The 20,536-nt window shown below is 43.3% G+C and carries 22 protein-coding genes; 18 read left to right on the top strand and 4 right to left on the bottom strand.

What is annotated here, in order from left to right:
* Nucleotides 1–36 precede the first annotated feature (36 nt).
* Genes mlaD through murA form a run of 5 tightly spaced genes read left to right on the top strand, consistent with a single transcriptional unit; the run spans nt 37 to nt 3,042 of the window.
* Nucleotides 37–510 (top strand): outer membrane lipid asymmetry maintenance protein MlaD, encoded by a 474-nt coding sequence (gene mlaD / locus AB4140_RS04210; RefSeq protein WP_102440106.1) that lies wholly within the window; start codon nt 37–39, stop codon nt 508–510.
* A 9-nt stretch (nt 511–519) separates the two neighbouring features.
* Nucleotides 520–1,185 (top strand): phospholipid-binding protein MlaC, encoded by a 666-nt coding sequence (locus AB4140_RS04205; RefSeq protein ID WP_102440107.1) that lies wholly within the window; start codon nt 520–522, stop codon nt 1,183–1,185.
* Complete coding sequence (locus AB4140_RS04200) at nt 1,182–1,478, top strand: lipid asymmetry maintenance protein MlaB (RefSeq protein WP_076539162.1); 297 nt, start codon at nt 1,182–1,184, stop codon at nt 1,476–1,478. The genes AB4140_RS04205 and AB4140_RS04200 overlap by 4 nt, the downstream gene beginning before the upstream one ends.
* Before the next feature lie 25 nt (nt 1,479–1,503).
* Nucleotides 1,504–1,755 (top strand): BolA family protein, encoded by a 252-nt coding sequence (locus AB4140_RS04195; protein WP_076539160.1) that lies wholly within the window; start codon nt 1,504–1,506, stop codon nt 1,753–1,755.
* A 27-nt stretch (nt 1,756–1,782) separates the two neighbouring features.
* The gene (gene murA / locus AB4140_RS04190; RefSeq protein ID WP_371999896.1) at nt 1,783–3,042 is read left to right on the top strand and encodes a UDP-N-acetylglucosamine 1-carboxyvinyltransferase; all 1,260 of its coding nucleotides are present in this window, start codon (nt 1,783–1,785) and stop codon (nt 3,040–3,042) included.
* A gap of 110 nt (nt 3,043–3,152) precedes the next feature.
* Here murA and degS read toward each other — a convergent pair whose 3' ends face one another.
* Nucleotides 3,153–4,226, bottom strand: a complete 1,074-nt coding sequence (gene degS, locus AB4140_RS04185; RefSeq protein WP_102440109.1) for an outer membrane-stress sensor serine endopeptidase DegS — start codon at nt 4,224–4,226, stop codon at nt 3,153–3,155.
* Nucleotides 4,227–4,342: 116 nt separating this feature from the next.
* Nucleotides 4,343–5,695, bottom strand: a complete 1,353-nt coding sequence (locus AB4140_RS04180; RefSeq protein ID WP_102440110.1) for a DegQ family serine endoprotease — start codon at nt 5,693–5,695, stop codon at nt 4,343–4,345.
* 233 nt (nt 5,696–5,928) lie between these two features.
* Between AB4140_RS04180 and zapE the strand changes: the two genes are divergently transcribed.
* The 8 genes from zapE to rlmB all read left to right on the top strand — a co-directional run bounded on the left by zapE (nt 5,929) and on the right by rlmB (nt 13,946).
* Nucleotides 5,929–7,041: a cell division protein ZapE gene (gene zapE, locus AB4140_RS04175; RefSeq protein WP_102440111.1), complete on the top strand. Its 1,113-nt coding sequence runs from the start codon at nt 5,929–5,931 to the stop codon at nt 7,039–7,041.
* Between the two features lie 242 nt (nt 7,042–7,283).
* The gene (rplM, locus tag AB4140_RS04170; RefSeq protein ID WP_076539151.1) at nt 7,284–7,715 is read left to right on the top strand and encodes a 50S ribosomal protein L13; all 432 of its coding nucleotides are present in this window, start codon (nt 7,284–7,286) and stop codon (nt 7,713–7,715) included.
* A gap of 15 nt (nt 7,716–7,730) precedes the next feature.
* On the top strand, nt 7,731–8,123 hold the full coding sequence (gene rpsI / locus AB4140_RS04165; protein ID WP_076539149.1) for a 30S ribosomal protein S9: 393 nt from the start codon (nt 7,731–7,733) through the stop codon (nt 8,121–8,123).
* A gap of 167 nt (nt 8,124–8,290) precedes the next feature.
* Nucleotides 8,291–8,479, top strand: coding sequence for a DUF2065 family protein (locus tag AB4140_RS04160; RefSeq protein ID WP_102440112.1), 189 nt, complete (start codon nt 8,291–8,293; stop codon nt 8,477–8,479).
* A gap of 67 nt (nt 8,480–8,546) precedes the next feature.
* Nucleotides 8,547–9,842: an adenylosuccinate synthase gene (locus AB4140_RS04155; protein ID WP_076539144.1), complete on the top strand. Its 1,296-nt coding sequence runs from the start codon at nt 8,547–8,549 to the stop codon at nt 9,840–9,842.
* Nucleotides 9,843–10,036: 194 nt separating this feature from the next.
* Nucleotides 10,037–10,690: a tetratricopeptide repeat protein gene (locus AB4140_RS04150; protein WP_102440124.1), complete on the top strand. Its 654-nt coding sequence runs from the start codon at nt 10,037–10,039 to the stop codon at nt 10,688–10,690.
* 35 nt (nt 10,691–10,725) lie between these two features.
* Nucleotides 10,726–13,176 (top strand): ribonuclease R, encoded by a 2,451-nt coding sequence (rnr, locus tag AB4140_RS04145; protein ID WP_371999892.1) that lies wholly within the window; start codon nt 10,726–10,728, stop codon nt 13,174–13,176.
* 26 nt (nt 13,177–13,202) lie between these two features.
* Nucleotides 13,203–13,946, top strand: coding sequence for a 23S rRNA (guanosine(2251)-2'-O)-methyltransferase RlmB (gene rlmB, locus AB4140_RS04140; RefSeq protein ID WP_102440114.1), 744 nt, complete (start codon nt 13,203–13,205; stop codon nt 13,944–13,946).
* 104 nt (nt 13,947–14,050) lie between these two features.
* Here rlmB and AB4140_RS04135 read toward each other — a convergent pair whose 3' ends face one another.
* Complete coding sequence (locus AB4140_RS04135; RefSeq protein WP_198590856.1) at nt 14,051–14,794, bottom strand: YdiY family protein; 744 nt, start codon at nt 14,792–14,794, stop codon at nt 14,051–14,053.
* Nucleotides 14,795–15,159: 365 nt separating this feature from the next.
* Here AB4140_RS04135 and rpsF point away from each other — a divergent pair, with 365 nt between their 5' ends.
* The 4 genes from rpsF to rplI are packed head-to-tail and all read left to right on the top strand — an operon-like array spanning nt 15,160 to nt 16,597.
* Complete coding sequence (gene rpsF / locus AB4140_RS04130) at nt 15,160–15,564, top strand: 30S ribosomal protein S6 (protein WP_102440115.1); 405 nt, start codon at nt 15,160–15,162, stop codon at nt 15,562–15,564.
* 7 nt (nt 15,565–15,571) lie between these two features.
* Nucleotides 15,572–15,874, top strand: coding sequence for a primosomal replication protein N (priB, locus tag AB4140_RS04125; protein ID WP_076539129.1), 303 nt, complete (start codon nt 15,572–15,574; stop codon nt 15,872–15,874).
* A 12-nt stretch (nt 15,875–15,886) separates the two neighbouring features.
* On the top strand, nt 15,887–16,114 hold the full coding sequence (rpsR, locus tag AB4140_RS04120; RefSeq protein ID WP_055023454.1) for a 30S ribosomal protein S18: 228 nt from the start codon (nt 15,887–15,889) through the stop codon (nt 16,112–16,114).
* Between the two features lie 30 nt (nt 16,115–16,144).
* Complete coding sequence (rplI, locus tag AB4140_RS04115; protein ID WP_076539126.1) at nt 16,145–16,597, top strand: 50S ribosomal protein L9; 453 nt, start codon at nt 16,145–16,147, stop codon at nt 16,595–16,597.
* Between the two features lie 145 nt (nt 16,598–16,742).
* On the opposite strand, the gene AB4140_RS04110 is transcribed toward rplI, so the two are convergent.
* Nucleotides 16,743–18,941, bottom strand: a complete 2,199-nt coding sequence (locus AB4140_RS04110) for a S46 family peptidase (protein WP_102440116.1) — start codon at nt 18,939–18,941, stop codon at nt 16,743–16,745.
* Nucleotides 18,942–19,094: 153 nt separating this feature from the next.
* On the opposite strand from AB4140_RS04110, the gene dnaB reads away from it, so the two are divergent.
* On the top strand, nt 19,095–20,504 hold the full coding sequence (dnaB, locus tag AB4140_RS04105) for a replicative DNA helicase (protein WP_076539121.1): 1,410 nt from the start codon (nt 19,095–19,097) through the stop codon (nt 20,502–20,504).
* Nucleotides 20,505–20,536: the final 32 nt, after the last annotated feature.

Raw genomic sequence — 20,536 nt, 5'->3', positions numbered from 1 at the left:
AAATTTTGCATTCATTAATTAAAGTGGTTTAGTCGTATGTTGACACGGAAAATAGAGTTATTGGTTGGATTGTTCTTATTGTCAGGCTTAGTGGCATTTTGTGTGCTGGTATTTAATGTGGCCAATGTTGAGCTTAAGCCTAATCAGGCAACTTACAGTTTACACGCTGAATTTAGCAATATCGGTGGCTTAAAAGTACGCTCGCCAGTGAAAGTGGGCGGGGTGGTTGTCGGAAGGGTAACTGATATTCAGCTCGACCCCAAAAAGCTTGTACCGATAGTGAGCATCACTATGGATAAGCAATATGATCAATTTCCAGAGACCAGCAGCTTATCGATTTTAACTGCAGGTTTATTGGGTGAGCAGTTTTTGGGGTTAACCCCAGGCTTTATGGATGATGATATTGAGATGCTCGCTGATGGCGATAAAATTTATGACACGCGCTCAGCATTAGTACTGGAAGACTTAATCGGTCAGTTAATCTATAGCATGTCATCGGATGATAAGTAGGAGCGGTATATGAAGCAGTTTATTCGCGTTATGTTAAGTGTCTTTTTATGGTTAAGCATCAGCCCGCTTGGTGCTGCAGAGCTGACGACTGATGACATAGATACCCGTGATCCGTTCAAGCTAGTGCAGCAAGTATCAGAGAAAACCTTTGCGCGTTTTGATAAAGACAAAGCCCTCATTGACAATGATTTAAGCTATTTAAAAGTTATCGTTCGCGAAGAGCTTATGCCCTATGTTGATTATAAATACGCCGCGTATAAAGTGATGGGGCAATACCTGCGTGACACGACTCCTGAACAACGTCAGCGGTTTGTGGATGCTTTTGAAGGTTATTTAGTGGCTACCTATGCCCAAGCCTTTACTGAGTACACTGGTCAGCAAGTACAGTTTTTCCCGGCTGCTGATTTTAGTAACGAGAAAATGATCGATGTCCGCGTCGAAATTATTGAAGATGGTCGCCCGCCCATTAAAGTGGTGTTTAAAGCCAGACGTCTAAAAGATGACAGCTGGAAAGCGTTTGATTTGGTGGCGGAAGGCGTGAGTTTACTGGCGTCAAAGCAATCAGAAATTTCCAATTTAATTCGCCAAAAAGGCGTCGATAAGGTCATCGACATGCTTTATGAGCGCACCAACCAAGATATTCGCTTAGATCAGGACGAGGGCAATGCTGCGTGATTGAATTTTCACAGCAAGGTGATATTTGTCACCTAAAAGGGCAATTAACTCAGGTTGAGGTCAGAGAATTGTGGCCAAATCAACAACAATTGTTTACTGATACGACTCAAGTGTTAGACTTGTCTGCTTTAGAGTATGTTGACAGTGCAGGCGTGGCCTTATTGCTTGAACTAATATGTTTAGGTCATTGTCATGGGGACAACACTCAGCCAAGGAGCTTGGCTAATCCGAGTAAGCATCTAAAAAAACTTATCGAGTTGTATGATTTAGAGTCCTTTTTCATAGAACAATAGCATTGAATTTAAGGTAGCACATTTCATGGATTGCAAAGTAATTGAGCAGATTTTATCAGAGGCGTTAACCCTAGATGAAGTACATGTGACTTCAGATGGTAGCCACTACAAAGTGGTTGCAGTTGGCGAAATGTTCGACGCTATGAGTAAAGTGAAGCAGCAGCAGACCATTTATGCACCACTGAATGAACATATTGCCAGTGGTGAGTTACATGCGCTTACTATCAAGACTTTTACGCCGACTCAGTGGAAGCGTGAAAAATTATTTAATATGTAAGCGTAATACTGAGTGTAGAGAATTAGTGTGGATAAATTAACAATACAAGCCAGCAAGCCCCTTGCCGGAGATGTGACCATCTCTGGCGCCAAGAATGCGGCTTTGCCGATCCTGTTTGCTGGTGTTTTAGCTGAAACTGACTTTAATATTTCGAATGTACCTAACCTTCGCGATGTAAAAACAACCTGTGAATTACTTCGCTGCCTTGGTGCTGATATCACTGAGTTAGGCAATAGCCAATATCGGATCTCAACCACTAATCTCAAAGAGTTTTGTGCGCCATACGATTTGGTTAGAACCATGCGCGCCTCTATTTTGATTTTAGGGCCGTTACTGGCTCGATTTGGTACCGCTGATGTTTCATTGCCTGGTGGCTGCGCGATTGGCGCAAGACCTGTGAACTTGCATTTGCAAGGGCTAGAGCAAATGGGCGCTACTATTGAGGTAAAAGAAGGTTATATTAAAGCCAGAGTTGATGGCCGCTTAAAAGGCGCGCATATCTTTATGGATATGGTCAGCGTTGGTGCCACTGAAAACCTATTGATGGCTGCGACCTTAGCTGATGGTGAAACCATTATTGAAAATGCCGCTCGCGAACCTGAAATTAATGATTTAGCACATTGCTTAATTGCAATGGGCGCAAAAATTACCGGTGTTGGCAGCGCAACCTTGCGTATTCAAGGGGTTGAGAAACTCTCTGGTTGTAACCACAGAGTGATGCCTGATCGCATCGAAACCGGCTCATTTTTAGTGGCTGCATCCGTGACGCGCGGAAAAATTCGCTGTCTAAGCGCTGATCCTTCAAGCCTAGAAGCAGTTCTGGCAAAACTTGAAGATGCTGGCGCGGTGATTAATACTGGCGACGATTGGATTGAACTTGATATGCAAGGCAAGCGCCCTAAAGCGGTTAATATTAAAACTGCGCCATATCCTGCTTTTCCGACGGACATGCAAGCGCAATTTTGTGTGTTAAACGCATTAGCTGAAGGCACCAGTCATGTGACTGAAACGATTTTTGAAAATCGTTTTATGCATGTACCTGAGTTAAGCCGTATGGGCGCTGAAATGGAGCTAGAGGGTAACACCTGCATCATTAATGGTATTGAGCGCATGAACGGTGCGCAAGTGATGGCGACAGATTTACGCGCTTCAGCGAGTTTAGTGATTGCAGGCCTTATGGCTGACGGTACGACAACCGTTGATCGTATATATCACTTAGATCGTGGTTATGAGCATATCGAAGAGAAGTTTAAAGCCATCGGCGGTGAAGTGGTTCGTATTGCATAAGCTGTAGATTGCTTAAGTTGTTTGCCAAAGCGTTATAGTAAAGAATAAAAAGTCAGTTACCTAAGGTAGCTGACTTTTTTATGATTAAATGGTTAAGTTGTAATTTGTGCTTAAGGTTCGACAGCCTTCTCACCAATAATCACTGGCACATCATAAGACTTACCTTCGCGGATGATGGTCATTGTGATGCTATCTCCGGGCGCTGTTTCAGCAATTCTATCCATCAGCATTTCAACCCCAGGAACACTCTCTTCTGCATAAGCGATAATCACATCTCTTGGACGCAGTTTCGCATCTGCCGCAGGCCCTTTGGGATCAACAGCGGTGACCAATACGCCTTTTAAATCCGGTAAGTTGAGGATTTGCGCCATAACAGGGCTTAACGGCTCGCCTGAAATCCCTAACGCGCCACGAATAACGCGGCCATTTTTAATCAACTTTCCCATAATGCTGTGAGCCAGTTTAATTGGGATGGCAAAGTTAATACCGTGCCCGCCACCTTCATCACCGATTTGAAATGCCGCAGTATTAATACCAATTAGTTCGCCAGTGGTGTCGATAAGTGCACCGCCAGAGTTACCGGCATTAATGGCTGCATCGGTTTGTAAGAAATCAAGATAGCCTGAACTTAAGCCGTTTCGGCCGGTTGCACTGATAATACCTTGGGTAATGGTTTGGCCTAAGTTGTAAGGGTTACCAATGGCAAGTACCACATCGCCCACTTGTGCAGGTTTGGATAAATTGATCGGCACGATAGGTAGATTATCGCCTTCAATTTTAAGGACCGCTAAATCGGTGACTGGATCTGAACCGACAACTTCTGAGGTAAATTTTCGGCCATCTTGTAGCGCGATAACAATTTCATCGGCTTTTTTAATTACATGGTAATTGGTTAAAATGTAGCCTTCTTTACTCATGATAACCCCAGAACCCAAGCCTTGAAGCGAGCTTGAATTTAATGGGCTATTTTGATCTAAACTAAGGCTATAAATATTGACCACAGCAGGGGCTGCTCGACGAACGGCTTTAGCAAAGGATAAGTCATTGTGGTGCTGGGTAGTGGTTAAGCCATTATTGAAATTACTGTTGTTGGTTATCGAAGTAACAAATATGAAAGCGGCCGCCATGACTAATCCAAATGCCACAGCTTTGGTCAAATATAAAATTGTGTCTTTGAAATTCATTGGCTGACTAAATTATGAAAAAGTACCCAAGATATTATCATGATTAAAAAAATTAAGCATCGTAACAGGGCTACGATGCTTATTGGGTAAAACAACAGGGTTTATTCGGTGCTGCTTTAACGCAGTACCAAGTAAAGCAGCTTATTGTCACGCAATATTTTCAATGCGACCGCGCCTTGCTGAGTCTTTAGCTGCTCTTTTAAGTCTTTAAGGCTTTTTACTTTACTGCGATTTAGCCCGACAATTAAATCGCCTTTCTCGAGTCCATTTCTGGCGGCTGGCGATCCTTGAGCCACTTCAGCAATTTCAATACCTTTACGGCTATTACTTAACTCAGCCCCTTCAAGCATTGGGTGTAATGCATCAGCACTGGTGCCTGAACTGCTATTTGACTCACCAAGGGTGACATTAATGGTTTCATTATCACCATCGCGAATGATGCCAATTTTAACTTTAGCACCAGCGCCCATAGTGGCGACCTTTGCTCGCAAGGCTTGGAAGTTTTTAATCTGCTTACCATTGACACTGACAATGATGTCACCCGCTTCTATACCTGCTTTGTCTGCGGCGCTATCAGGCATGACTTCACTAATAAAACCACCATGCTGGGTTTCTAGACCAAATGCTTTGGCCAATTCGTTATCTAAGTCTCGGCCCATAACGCCAAGCACGCCACGTTTAACTTCACCATGCTCAATAATTTGATTAATTAGGTTGTTAACCATATTAGCCGGAATAGCAAAGCCAATACCGACGTTGCCACCACCGGGGGCCACAATGGCGGTATTAATACCGATTAACTCACCGTTAAGATTAACCAAGGCGCCGCCTGAGTTACCACTATTAATCGCGGCGTCAGTTTGGATAAAGTTCTCCAGCATTTCAATCCCTAAACCGCTACGGCCCAAGGCGCTAACAATACCTGAAGTCACGGTTTGCCCTAAACCAAATGGGTTACCAATGGCGATAGCAAAATCGCCGACACGGATATCATCAGAGTTGGTTTGTTTCACTTGGGTAAGGTTTTTCGCTTCTATTTGTAATAGCGCAATATCAGATTCAGGATCTGAGCCAATGAGTTTTGCGTCAATCTCACGGCCATCATGCAGACCAATTTTAATTTCATCAGCACCATTAATAACGTGGTTATTCGTGACGATGTAACCCTCTTTGGCGTTAATGATGACCCCTGATCCTAAGCCTCTAAAAGGGCGTTCACGCACTTGTTCTTGGGGGGCGTTAGGGCCAAAGAAATATCGAAACACATCGGGAATTTGTTGTTTAGAGGTTTGGGTGCCGCTGACTGCAACAGAGACGACAGCGGGAGTTGTTTTTTCTAGCATGGGAGCGAGGCTAGGTAGCGCTTGACCATTAACAGTTTGTGGAATTGCAGCTTGGGACAACGCCGGCATTAACGATAAAGAGGCGGATAATATCGCTGCTGAAACTAAGGTTAATTTGGGTTTCATTGTTTCTTGCTCCTTGAAAATTAATCTTTGCTTATACACATATTATGGGTGACTGGCGTAAATACAACTTCAGTTTAGCTGTATTGACTATATAACCTCGGAGTGTTCTAAGTTTCAATAAGTTCAGCCATCATTAACAAAGGTTAATTTTTATGTGGTTTACCGTTACGCCGGCTAAGGGTGATATGTTATGGTTGTGTGGAATTTTCAGCAGTATATAGAGAGTAGTCCCCGTGTCGCAGTTAAGCCCTTGGCAGCATTACCAGCAAGATTTAACCCGTGAAGGTTTCTCCCATGATTTAGCCCAAGAGCAAGCGGTAAAGTCATTGCAACGTGTTTATGAAGAACTTATCGCAGCCGATGTTCAGCAGTCCTCATTGAGTCGGCTTTTAGGTTCAATCGGCCTTAAAAAATCAGCCCCTAGCGTCAAAGGTTTATATTTATGGGGCGGAGTAGGTCGTGGTAAAACTTACTTGATGGATACTTTTTTTGATGCGCTGCCAACAGAGAAAAAACTGCGGGCCCACTTTCATCGCTTTATGCACCAGCTACACCATGACTTAGGCGAACTTGACGGTGTTCAGGACCCATTAATTACTATTGCTAACAAAATGGCGCAGCAATATAACATCATATGTTTCGATGAATTTTTTGTTTCTGACATTACCGATGCCATGTTATTGGGCACCTTGTTCCAACACTTATTTAAAGAAGGGGTCGCGTTAGTGGCCACCTCAAACATCATTCCCGATGACCTCTATAAAAATGGCTTACAGCGCGCAAGATTTTTACCCGCAATCGCCTTAATAAACCAAAACTGCGAAATCCTTAATGTGGATTCGGGTATTGATTATCGCTTACGAACCCTTGAGCAAGCTGAGATTTACCACTACCCACTGGATGAGCAGGCTGACACCAACTTGTTAAGCTATTTTGCCCAGCTTGCTCCAGAATCAGAAGTATTCACTGACGCCATTGAAATTGAAGGCCGTGAGGTGAATATTCGCCAGCAATCCCAAGGGGTGCTATTGGCCAACTTTAGAGACTTATGTGACGGCCCTCGATCCCAGCGCGACTATATGGAAGTGGCTCGTTTGTACCATACCGTTCTATTAAGTGGGCTTGAACAAATGGGCTCAGCCACAACCGGTGATGATATTGCTCGGCGATTTCTCGCGATGGTAGATGAATTTTATGAGCGTAATGTGAAGTTAATTATTTCTGCTGAAGTTTCATTAGAAGATATTTACACAGATGGTTTACTCAGTTTTGAGTTTAGACGCTGCCGCTCAAGATTGATTGAAATGCAATCACATGACTATTTAATGTTGGAGCATTTACCATAAATAGTTATTGAGGGATGAAATCAGCTAAAGCACCAGAGAAGTTTTTTAGAAAACTATCAGAAATTAGGTGATTTTTAACTCAGCTTTGTCTATAATCCGCCACCTGCCCTCGTTACTCCACCGAATTTGGGTGGACGATTTAAACCAATTTCAGCTCGAAGGGGCTTTGAAATGGTCATTGTGTTGTTTGCATTCCGCATTCAGCATTGAGACAGAATTTTAAACATTGGGTTTTTGTAAAAATGAAGACTACATTTACTGCTACACCAGAAACAGTCACACGTGACTGGTTCGTCGTTGATGCCGAAGGTAAAACTTTAGGTCGTATCGCTACTGAAATTGCTACTCGTTTACGTGGTAAGCACAAGCCAGAGTATACTCCTCATGTTGACACTGGTGACTACATCATCGTTATTAACGCTGAGAAAGTTACTGTGACTGGTAACAAAGCTAAAGGCAAAATTTACTACTCACATACAGGTTTCATCGGTGGTATTAAGCAGATTTCTTTTGAAAAGCTGCAAGATCATAAGCCTGAAATGATTATCGAGAAAGCAGTTAAGGGTATGTTACCAAAAGGTCCTTTGGGCCGTGCTATGTTCCGTAAGCTTAAAGTTTACGCTGGCACTGAACATAACCATGCTGCACAACAACCTCAAGTTCTTGATATCTAATACGGGAGTAAGCTAATGTCTGCAACTCAGTACTACGGCACTGGCCGTCGTAAAACATCAACTGCTCGCGTATTCGCTAAAGCAGGTAGTGGTCAAATCGTTGTTAACCAACGTCCACTAGATGTATATTTTGGTCGTGAAACTGCTCGCATGGTTGTTCGTCAGCCTCTAGAGCTAGTTGAAATGACTGACAAACTTGACATCTATGTAACTGTTAAGGGCGGTGGAACCACTGGCCAAGCAGGTGCAATTCGTCACGGTATTACTCGTGCATTGCTTCAGTTAGACGAAGCTCTACGTCCTTCTTTACGTTCTGCTGGTTTCGTTACCCGTGATGCTCGTAAAGTTGAGCGTAAGAAAGTTGGTCTACGTAAAGCACGTCGTAAGCCACAATTCTCAAAACGTTAATACGTTTTCAGAATTCAAAAAACCCAGCTATATGCTGGGTTTTTTATTGGCTTTTTTTAGGTAAAAACGCCAATTAGTCATTCGATGTAATGCGATGACCGCTTAGAAGCGTTATGGTGTAGTCGATGTTTTTTGCTAATGTGTAAACCAAATAGTGGAACTAGACCATGAATTTTCAAATGTTGATGTTTGCCATGGGGCTTGTTTTGGTACTTGAAGGTATCGGACCCTTATTATTTCCGCTGCAATGGAAAAAATATTTAGCCGAATTTTCGATGCAAAATAAGAATAATCTCAGGCGGTTAGGTGGCTGCCTAGTCTCTGCCGGCATAGTACTATTAATAATTTTCGCATAAAATACTTGCATATTACCCCCCTAAATCTGTTAAAATTCGCCTTTATACCGCAACCTTGCAGCAGACGATGGGCAAAAACGTAGTAGTACTCGGCACTCAATGGGGTGACGAAGGAAAAGGTAAGATTGTCGACCTTCTAACAGAACAGGCAAAATATGTAGTTCGTTACCAAGGCGGCCACAATGCTGGTCATACTCTGGTAATTGACGGCGATAAAACCGTACTTCACTTAATTCCGTCAGGGATTTTACGTGATAATGTGAAATGCATTATCGGTAATGGTGTGGTATTGGCTCCTGATGCTTTGATGAAAGAGATCAACATGCTTAAAGAGCGTGGAGTTCCTGTCGAAGAGCGTCTTCTTATTTCAGAAGCATGTCCACTGATCCTACCTTTCCATTGTGCTCTTGATGTAGCTCGCGAAAAAGCGCGCGGCAATCAAGCTATCGGTACAACGGGTCGTGGTATTGGTCCAGCTTATGAAGATAAAATTTCTCGTCGTGGTCTACGCGTTGGTGATTTATTCAATGCAGAGTTATTCGCAGTTAAATTAAAAGAAGTGATGAAATATCACAACTTTATGCTGACTGAATACTATGACTGTGACGCAGTTGATTATCAAACTACCCTTGATGATGCATTAGCAATTGCTGATTATCTTAAGAGTATGTGTACTGATGTTACTGAATTACTTGATACAGCCCGTAAAGCGGGTGAGCCTATCTTGTTTGAAGGTGCACAAGGTACATTACTTGATATCGACCATGGTACATACCCATATGTGACTTCATCAAACACTACAGCAGGTGGCGTCGCTACCGGTTCTGGTTTTGGTCCTCGTCACTTAGATTATGTTCTAGGTATCATGAAAGCTTACACTACACGTGTAGGTGCAGGTCCTTTCCCAACAGAGCTTGAGAATGAGATCGGTGATTACTTAGGTCATAAAGGCCAAGAGTTTGGTGCAACTACTGGTCGTAAACGTCGTCCAGGTTGGTTAGATGCTGTGGCAATGCGCCGTGCAGTTCAAATCAACAGTGTTAGCGGCTTCTGCCTAACTAAACTTGACGTTCTTGACGGTCTTGAAGAAGTTAAGATCTGTGTTGGTTACCAGTATCCTGATGGAACTGTAGAAACTGTTACGCCACTTGCAGCTGAAGGTTACGAACAGGTTACTCCTGTATTCGAAACTATGCCTGGCTGGAGTGAGTCTACCTTTGGTGCTACTTCAATTGAGCAACTGCCACAAGCAGCGCTTAATTATATTGCTCGTATCGAAGAGTTACTTGAAGCGCCTGTTGATATCGTATCAACCGGTCCTGACAGAAACGAGACAATCGTATTAGTTAATCCATTTAACTAACACATAAAAAGGCCGCTATTTAGCGGCCTTTTTAATATGCAGAATTAACAAACCTTAGACGATAAAATTGAAACTGTAACTCCGCGCAATTTCTCTTCTTTTTACTGCTTTTTTAAAATCATTTTGGCAATTCAAATAACCACTAAATATTGTTGTTTGTGCAGTTAATACTCAAGATATAGGCTATAATGCCGATGCATAGAGTAACTAAAGTGTCATTGAGAATCGTTATGCTGCGTTTATGTTTGTTGGTGTTGTGCTTACTGCCGAATTTAGCTGTTGCTGAATTAACCGCGGTGGATATCTATGGTGATGAGCAATTAATTAAATTGATCCGCAATGATGTTTATTTAAAGCAAGTTAAACGCGATGACTGCCAACTAGTGCAAGATATTGAAGCTAGAGCAGAAGTACTCCAGCAGCCCATGTATCAGTTTTTATGGGCCGAAATGCTCAACCATGGTGTGTGTGTAGATAAACACGCTTCCCGTGGCATGGCGTTATTACAAACTGCTGCAGAGCAAGGTAGCGCTGAGGCGATGCTGAAACTGGCCGAATATTACTATCACGGTGAAATGGTAGTGCAAGACAAAAATCGAGCAGTGCAATATGTGATGCCGGCAGCAGCCAATGGCGATCTGCCTGCAAGATTGATGTTAGTTCGCCTATACGGCGAAGGTTATGGTAGCCCTGTTGATTATCAATTAGGTTACCATTGGTTATATAACAGCGTATTTAATGATGCCGCGACACAGAAAAAAGCCACATCATTATTGCAGATGTTAGCCGCTAAAATGCCCGCCAGTATAATAGAGCGAGCACAGCAGCCACAGCTGCACAACCGCTAAGACTCCCACGAGGGAGTAAATTATTTGGAAATTGAATGATCATCGATCCTCATTTTGAGAGAGAGCAAGACAAGTACGAAAACCCAATCCCAAGCCGTGAATACATACTAGAGTATTTGCGTGAGCAAAAGTCACCTGTCACCAGAGAACATATCGCCGCCGCGCTAAAAATGGTTGATGAAGACCACTTAGAAGCGTTAAGAAGACGACTGCGCGCCATGGAGCGTGATGGGCAACTGGTTTATACCCGTGGCCATAGTTATGGTCTTCCTGAAAAAATGGATCTGCTTACCGGTACGATTATCGGCCATCGTGATGGTTTCGGATTTTTTAAATCTGATGAAGGCGGTGACGATCTCTTTATTAATAATCGTGATATGCAGATGTATTTTCACGGTGATAAAGTGTTGGCGCAAAAAGCAGGTTCCGATCGCCGTGGACGACGTGAAGCGCGTATCGTTCGTTTAGTGCAGCAGCGCAGCGCGCCATTAGTCGGCCGTTATCATGTTGATGCTGGCATGGCATTTGTGATTGCCGATGACAGACGAATTACCCAAGAAATCTTGATTGCCAAAGAAGACGCTAATGGCGCCAGAGCTGGCGACGTTGTTGTGCTTGAATTAACCCGTCGTCCTGGACGATTTGTTAAAGCGGCAGCCAAAGTGACCGAAGTGCTCGGTAAAACAATGGCGCCAGGTATGGAAATTGAAATTGCTCTGCGCAATTACGATTTGCCTCACAAATGGTCAGCTGTTATTGAGAAAAAACTTAAGCGCATTCCGGATGAAGTCCCAGAGTCAGATAAACAAGGTCGCGTCGATTTAAGACATTTACCCTTAGTGACCATTGATGGCGAAGATGCCCGCGATTTTGACGATGCTGTTTATGCCGAAACTAAACCTAGCGGTGGCTGGCGTTTATGGGTCGCTATTGCTGATGTAAGTCACTATGTGCGTACAGACTCGGCATTAGATGATGAAGCGAGATCCCGTGGTAACTCAGTGTATTTTCCATCGCAAGTTATCCCGATGCTACCAGAGAAAATCTCTAATGGTTTGTGTTCACTAAATCCCCATGTTGATCGCCTTTGTATGGTGGCTGAGATGACCATTTCAGCTGCGGGTAAACTATCGGGTTATAAGTTTTATCCGGCAGTGATGCACTCACATGCGCGTTTTACTTACACGCAAGTGGCAGCCATGCTAGAAGGTGGCAAGATTGCCCCTGAGCATGAAGCTTTGTTCCCGCATCTTCAGTGTTTACAGTCGTTATATTTAACCTTAAATGAGCGCCGCGCAGAACGTGGGGCGATTGCGTTTGAAACCGTTGAAACCCAGTTTGTGTTTAACGAGCAACGTAAAATTGAAGCAATTGTGCCCCGTAGCCGTAATCAGGCACATAAAATCATTGAAGAATGTATGATTTTAGCCAACGTCGCTTCAGCTAAGTTCGTCAAAAAGCATAAAGGTGAAGTGTTATACCGTGTGCATGAGTCACCTTCAGAAACCAAGTTGGCAAACTTCAAAGAGTTTCTGGCAGAACGCGGTTTATCAATGAATGGCGGCACTGAACCTACGCCGTCAGATTATCAGGACTTAATGCTGAAAATTGCAGATAGACCGGATGCTGAATTGATCCAGGTAATGTTACTGCGCTCAATGAGACAAGCGATATACACCCCTGATAATGACGGTCACTTTGGCTTGGCATTAGAAGAGTATTCACACTTTACCTCGCCTATTCGTCGTTACCCTGACTTAGTCTTACATCGCGTTATCCGTTATTTGTTAGCGGCAGAGCAAGGTGAGATGAAGCAGAAGTGGACCCCAGAAGGTGGCTACCATTATCTACTTGAAGAGCTAGATAAACTGGGCGAAGAGTGTTCAACTACTGAGCGCCGTGCAGATGAAGCCACACGTGATGTCAGCGACTGGCTCAAATGTGAATATATGCAAGATCATGTTGGTGATGAATTTGAAGCTGTCATTGCTTCAGTGACCAATTTTGGTTTGTTTGTACGTTTAAAGGATTTGTATATCGATGGCTTAGTGCATATCTCAAGCTTAGTCAGCGATTATTATCAGTTTGACCCAATGCGTCAGCGTTTGATTGGCGAAAACACCCGCAAGGTTTATCAAGTGGGTGACGAGGTCAATGTCAAAGTTGCCGCGGTTAACTTAGATGATCGTCAAATCGATCTGATCATGATTGGTGATCACGGTAAGAGCCGTAAGAAAGCCAATAAGAAGCCATTAACAGCCAGAGAAAGAGCCAATCTTGAAGGCGCTAAAATGGGCGCATCAGCAAAAGGTGAGCCAGCTGCAGAGTCGCCAGCAAAGGGGCGTTCTGGCAAAGCGGGTAAAAGCACAGCGGGCAAAGCGAAAAAATCTGCCACTAAAGGCGGAAAAAAGCGCAAGCCTGCAGCTAAAGCTGCAAATAGTTCAGCGGCTGGTGTAACATCACCGGCTGCTAAAACCATCGACTAAAGCAAAGCGCAAGAGAAAATAAGTAAATGAAAAAACAAGATATCATTTTTGGCATTCACGCAGTAGAAGCTTTGCTAAGCAACTCACCTGAACGCGTCATTGAAGTTTGGGTATTACAAGGTCGTGATGACGAGCGTTTATTACCATTAATCAAAAAAGCGACAGAGTTTGGTGTGTCTGTACAAAGTTCAGGTCGTAAAGTACTAGATGACAAAGCATCGAGCACTCAGCATCAGGGTATTGTTGCACGAGTTAAAGCTGCTAAAATCTTGGCTGAAGCGGACTTAGATGCTTTATTAGAAAAGACAGACCTACCATTTTTGTTAATTCTTGATGGTGTCACTGACCCACATAATCTAGGTGCTTGTTTACGTAATGCCGATGCTGCCGGTGTACAAGGGATTATCGTACCAAAAGATAACTCGGTGGGACTGACGTCAATCGTGAGCAAGGTTGCTTGCGGCGCGGCTGAAACGATTCCATTATTCCAAGTTACCAACCTTGCCCGTACTATGCGTCATATTCAGCAAAAAGGGGTGTGGATTATTGGTGCCGCCGGTGAAGCGGATTGTGAGTTATACCAAGCAGACTTAAAAGGGCCTTTAGCCATTGCGATGGGCGCAGAAGATAAAGGTTTACGCCGTTTAACCCGTGAAAGCTGTGATTCAATAGTGTCAATCCCGATGGCGGGAAGTGTCTCAAGCTTGAATGTATCAGTGGCAACCGGTATTTGTTTGTTTGAAGCTGTGCGTCAACGTTTAGTGAAGTAATTTACTGAGCTGATCAGCAGATAGTGGAACGGGCCTTAAGGCCCGTTTTTTGTATCTGGAATGTTGAAAAGGCTCATTACAGGCCGCTGTAACGGCGTTGCAATTTATTGGAAAGTATATAGCAAGTTAAATGTGGTGATGGTATCGGTTTTTACACTGTCTTCAGGAACTACCGCTGTGTATCTCACGTTCACCCCGAGTTTAAAGGCCCAGTCCTGTAAAAAGGTATTTCTGTAACTGACGTCTAAGGTCAAGGTATTGTTATCTTCACCCACTTCAGAGGTCAAATCGGCATTGAGGCTGGTATATTCTTGCAGTTTCACATTGTACTTGGCGGCGGTACGCAAAATGATGTCTTGGTTGGCTGCAGGGTTTAAGTCTGTATCTGTTGCTTTGGGTAAGTCATAACGGTAACCGGGGCCGACTTCTATGCTCAGGCTCTGGGTATAGTTTGAGAGTAAATCAAAACCATAACCGGTAGAAACCGTCGACAGTTTGGTATAACTACCAAAATCATCCCAGGTAAATTCACCGCGGCCAAAAATATAGCCGCTTTCTAGCTTATAACTCGACTGGGCAAATACATCATACTTTTCAGCCGTGGTAGAGTCTTTATCTGCGGCGTAATACACCTTAAAGGTAAATTCCTGACGGGCTTTTTCAGTATCGTAATTTAAGTAGGTGCGGCCGTTGAAGTTTTGCGATTGGTTATTACCAGTATTGAGTTGCATACCGGCTTCAATTTCAGCCTTAAAGTCACTGGGAGGCTCTTTATAGTCTGGGGGAACAAGTGCCCACGCTGAAGACGTTGTGAGAAGAGAAGACATAAAGATACAGACTTTTTTCATTACGTTGTTTCTATATAGTTATTAGGAACGCCTGAAATACGGATGAAGCGCCATAATACCTGTATTCGCAGTGGCTGCAAAGCGCTCAATGGCTTCATCTGTGTATTCAATATCAAATTAAATTTCACGCTGGTTATTGTTTTTTGCTGGGTATTTTCATTATTTACCGTCATTGCTGTCAACGCCTGCTTGAGTGAGTTAATCAGTTAAAGGTAATAAAGCATGCACCACACAAGTATTGCTTGAGTTTTGTGCGGGCTTTATGTATCATCCCGCGCTTAAATCAGTCATTTAATTCCGTTCCTTGCCTCCAACTTGGTCTGACTGAGCCACACGTGAGGCTAATTAACCGTAAGGAGCAATAAATGCGTCATTATGAAATCGTATTTATGGTTCACCCAGATCAAAGTGAACAAGTCCCAGGTATGATCGAGCGTTACAGCAGTTTAATCACTGATGCTAACGGTACTATCAGCCGTTTAGAAGATTGGGGTCGTCGTCAATTGGCTTACCCAATTCAAGACCTACATAAAGCTCACTATGTTCTTATGAACGTAGAAGCAACTGCAGAGTCTATCGAAGAGTTAGAAACAGCTTTCCGTTTCAATGACGCTGTTCTGCGTAACATGGTAATGCGCACTAAAACTGCTGTTACTGAAGCTTCTCCAATGGCTAAAGCAAAAGATGAGCGTGATTCACGTCGTGCTCCTACTGCTGCACCAGCTGCTGAAAAAGAAGTTGAAGCAAGCGCTGAAGAAACTGCTGAATAATTAGTCTGTGATTAATCACTTAGTGTTGACCGGAACGATAACTCGTTCAAAGCGTTTTGATAGTCCCAGCGGCATTCCCCATAAGGTGATTACGCTAGAACACAAAACACAGCGGTATGACGATCAAATGTTGAGAAATGTTTATTGTCTGATCCAAGTCATATTAAGTGGTAAGCGCTTTAACAGCGTAACAGAAGAATTAAAAGCAGGTGTGCAGGTCCAAGTTGAAGGGTTTATCTCTTTACAACAAGGGCGAAATGGCCAAAATAAATTGGTTTTGCATGCCGAAAATGTCGAATTGAAAACTTAGGAGACTGTCAACATGGCACGTTATTTCCGTCGTCGCAAGTTCTGTCGTTTCACCTCTGAAGGTGTTGCAGAAATTGATTACAAAGATATCGTTACTTTAAAAAACTACGTAACTGAAAGCGGTAAGATTGTTCCTAGCCGTATTACTGGTACTAGTGCTAAATATCAACGCCAACTAGCTCGCGCGATTAAGCGTGCTCGTTATCTTTCTCTACTGCCTTACACTGATTTACATCAGTAATCGCAGTATTTAAATCAGAGGAATTAGATAATGAACGTTATTCTGCTTGATAAAATCGCTAACCTAGGCAACTTAGGTGACCAAGTTGCTGTTAAAGCTGGTTATGCTCGTAACTTCCTTTTGCCACAAGGCAAAGCTGTTATCGCTAATGACGAAAACGTTAAAGTTTTCGAAGCACGTCGCGCTGAATTAGAAGCTAAATTAGCTGCTGAATTAAGTGTTTGTACTGCTCGCGCTGAAAAGCTTGCTGCATTAGAGTCAGTTGTTATCGCTTCTAAAGCTGGTGACGAAGGTAAATTATTCGGTTCAGTGGGCAACCGCGACATCGCTGATGCAGTTACTGCAGCAGGCGTTGAGCTAGCTAAAGCTGAAGTACGTCTACCTTTAGGTGCTTTACGCAACCTAGGTGACTTTGAAGTTGAAGTTCAACTTCACACTGAAGTTAAATCAGTAGTTAAAATCTCTGTTGTTGCAGAAGATTAATAGCTCATTGATTTAAATAAAAACACCGCCAATTGGCGGTGTTTTTTTATGTCTTAATTTTAGGCTTTTAAGGCTTCAGCTTTACCTGTAATGAGAGTGGTCAGGGTCACCCCAAGCTCGTTTGCACAAGTTGGGGCGTGATACTCTAATTTCTTACTAGCTCTAACTCATCAATCAAGTTTTGGGCGTGATCAACTTTATCCATCATCCATAGGATGTAACGAAAGTCTACGTGTACTGCACGGGTTATCGTTGGGTTAAAGAACCAATCTTTAGTAATCGCCTCGTAAGTTGAATCAAAGTTCAAACCTACTAACTCACCTTTACCGTTAAATACCGGTGAACCTGAGTTACCACCTGTAGTGTCAACACTGGATAAGAAGTTAACCGGCACTGAGTTAAATTCTTCTGGCGTATCTAAACAAGAGAATAAACGACAAATCCATGAGCGTGGATCTTGATAAACCGATGCGACAGAGTGCTCACCGTTATCATTGGCTTTAATTGCCGTTAATAGCTTTTGTGGCGCGTTATATGGATCTTCGCCAGTATGTTTAGCCACTATGCCTTCGAGACGGGTAAAAGGCTGCTTATAGAGTGCATCTGCAGACTGATAACCATCGACCATGCCGTAGGTGATCCGTAAGGTGCGATTGGCATCTGGATACACAGGCCAGTCATTGGCTTTGTAATAGCTGATGATGGCTTTCATGTATTCAGGGCGAGCGGTTGATAACTTACCTTTTAAAGTGTTTTCGGCTTTTTCCTGTGCCATGTTGGTGTCGTGCAGCGCTACCGCTAAGCGAATAAACGGATCTGAGCTGGTTTCAAAGGCTTGGGCGTCTTTGTCCATCCAAGCTAAACGCTGCTCTTTATCCATTAAAGTGGTTAAGGCGTAATAGGCATCTAATTTTGCTGATAATGCCTCAGCATCAGAGATCTTATTCAGTGCGTTATCAAGAATTTCAACGCGCTGATTTTGCCCCATGTAAGCGTTCAAGTCTTGTAACCACAAGGTTTTATCGACACTGGCATCAAAACTTCTATCAAGGCGTTTTAAGTTAGCGGCAAACATTTTCATATCACGCTGCTGAAACCCTTGCTCACGCTCTGCATCGGGCAGTTGTTTTTCTTTGGCTAAACGATAGAGCTTTTTAGCTGCGGCAAGTATTGCACTTGATTGGGCATTATTAAAATAATAGTCAGTTTGAATGAGGTTATTTTGCTCAGCCAGTAATGCTTCTAATTCACCAATCAATTGATGGTTAGCATTGGCGTCTTTTTTAAGCCAAGCTAAGAAGTTATCTTCACGTGATTGTTTGATACCGACAATATCTGTGGCTTTAAAACCATCGAGTAACCCGTTCAGTTTTTTCATTCTGTTTGCCATGGAGGCAAGGTTACCGGCGTATTTAATCGCAATGGCGTTATTGTCGGCAGCCATTTGATTAATGGTGTCGATTTGCAGTTGATAGCGCTTAGCGTAGGTTGGATACATCCAATCACTGGCAAACTCTAACTCGCTGGTTAGGCGGTAACGACTGGTCGCTCCCGGATAGCCTGCGGCAAACACGCCATCTCCGGCTTTAACGCCATCAGCATTTATTTTAAGATAACTTTTTGGCTGATAAGGCACATTGTCTTCGGCATAACTTGCCGGCTGACCGTCTTTGCCCACATAGGCACGTAAGAAGGTAAAATCGCCCGAGTGACGTGGGTATTCATAGTTATCAATATCGCCGCCAAAAGCCCCTACGCTTTCAGGTGGTGCGTATACTAGTCTGACATCACGAATAATGAGTTGTTTAATTAAGTAATACTCAAGTCCATTATGAAAGCTGCTGACTGAACAACGGTAGTTTTCGTCGGTTTCGCAGTCTTTGATTAATGCTTTACGGTTTGATTGGATATCTTCATAACGGCTAAGAGGATCGCGACTTAAATTCGCATTCACTTGAGAAGTGACATCCGTTACCTTCTCAGTGATGTATAATCGCTCATTAGGGCCTGCTGATGGCTCCTCTTTTTTAGTATTAGCTAGAAAGCCGTCTGCTAAGTAATTATGTTCAGTTTTGCTGTTATATTGGATGGCTCGATAGGCACAATGGTGATTGGTCACAACTAAGCCTTGGGGAGAGACAAAACTGGCGGTACAATAGCCCAGACCCACAACCGCATTCATTGGATACTGGGTTAAATCTGCAAGCTGTTTAGCAGGAATATCGATGCCGCGTTGTGCTAATTTATCTGCAATAGAAGGCATTTGATAGGGTTGCCACTGACCTTCATCGGCATAGGCAAATCCAGAAGACAGCACAAGGGCTGCAACGAGTGCATAACGCATGTTCTTTCCTTATTTTTTATTATTTATTGTTGTTATTTATTCTGATTGTTTATCCGTGTTGGGATAAATGTTACGCGATATCATTGTACTACATGTTTGCATGACCTCGGTGTTATACCATATTTACAAACAGGTTGGGAATTGGGAGTTTTAATGTCACAGAAAGGTCCTTTTAAAGCCAGAGAAAGGTTCAAAGATGCTCAAGTTGATGCGCTGAAATTACCGCCGCATTCAATTGAAGCTGAGCAATCGGTTCTTGGTGGGTTGATGCTTGATGCTGAGGCCTGGGATAGAGTGGCTGAAGCGCTTGTGCCCGAAGATTTTTATTCTCGCTCCCATCGGATGATTTACGCTGCGATGAGCCGTTTGGTTGAAAGCAGTCACCCGATTGATTTGATCACCGTATCAGAGCGCCTGGAAGTTGAAGATCAACTTGAAGACGCTGGCGGCTTTGCTTACTTAGGTGAAATTGCCAAAAACACCCCGAGTGCGGGTAATATTTTATCTTATGCCGATATTGTACGTGAACGAGCTGTTGTACGTGACATGATTGGTGTTGCCCATGAAATTGCTGATGCAGGCTATAACCCTGAGGGTCGTAACTCCAGTGATTTACTGGATTTAGCGGAAACTAAAGTTTTTAAAATTGCTGAGTCGCGTGCTAATGCCAACGAAGGCCCTGAAGGGATTAAATCGATCCTTGAAAAAACCGTCGACAAAATTGAGCAGTTATACAATAACCCCCATAACGGTGTGACCGGTGTATCAAGTGGTTTTACCGATCTTGATAAAATGACCGCCGGCTTCCAATCGGGTGACCTTGTTATTGTGGCGGCACGTCCTTCAATGGGTAAAACCACCTTTGCGATGAACTTGTGTGAACAAGCAGCCATGAATGAAGATAAACCTGTGCTTATTTTCAGTTTAGAGATGCCATCAGAACAAATTATGATGCGTATGCTGGCATCACTTGGCCGGGTTGATCAAACTAAAATTCGTACCGGTCAGTTAGATGATGAAGATTGGGCGCGTGTTTCTTCAACCATGGGGATTATGCTTGAGCAAGGCAAAATGTATATCGATGACGGTTCAGGCTTAACGCCGACAGAAGTGCGAAGTCGTGCCCGTCGTATTGCGCGTGAGTATGGCGGTTTATCAATGATCATGATTGATTACTTGCAGTTAATGCAGGTGCCTTCATTAAAAGATAACCGTACCTTAGAAATTGCAGAAATCTCGCGCTCACTTAAATCCTTAGCCAAAGAACTAGAGATCCCGGTCATTGCGTTATCACAGCTTAACCGCTCGTTGGAGCAACGTGCTGATAAGCGCCCAGTTAACTCTGACTTACGTGAATCAGGTTCAATTGAGCAAGATGCGGATTTGATCATGTTTATTTATCGTGATGAAGTGTATAACGATGATTCAGAACAAAAAGGTGTCGCTGAAATCATTATTGGTAAACAACGTAACGGCCCGATTGGCCGCGTGCCGCTGGCGTTCCAAGGCCAGTTCTCGCGTTTTGATAATTATTCTGGCGCACAAGTCTTTGATGAAGATTAATCTCATCAGATAGGTATTTAGTCTTTGCGTTA

It is taken from the genome of Shewanella sp. 10N.286.51.B2 (assembly GCF_041469265.1).
GTDB lineage: Bacteria > Pseudomonadota > Gammaproteobacteria > Enterobacterales > Shewanellaceae > Shewanella.
This window is presented reverse-complemented; position numbering and strand designations above follow the sequence as displayed.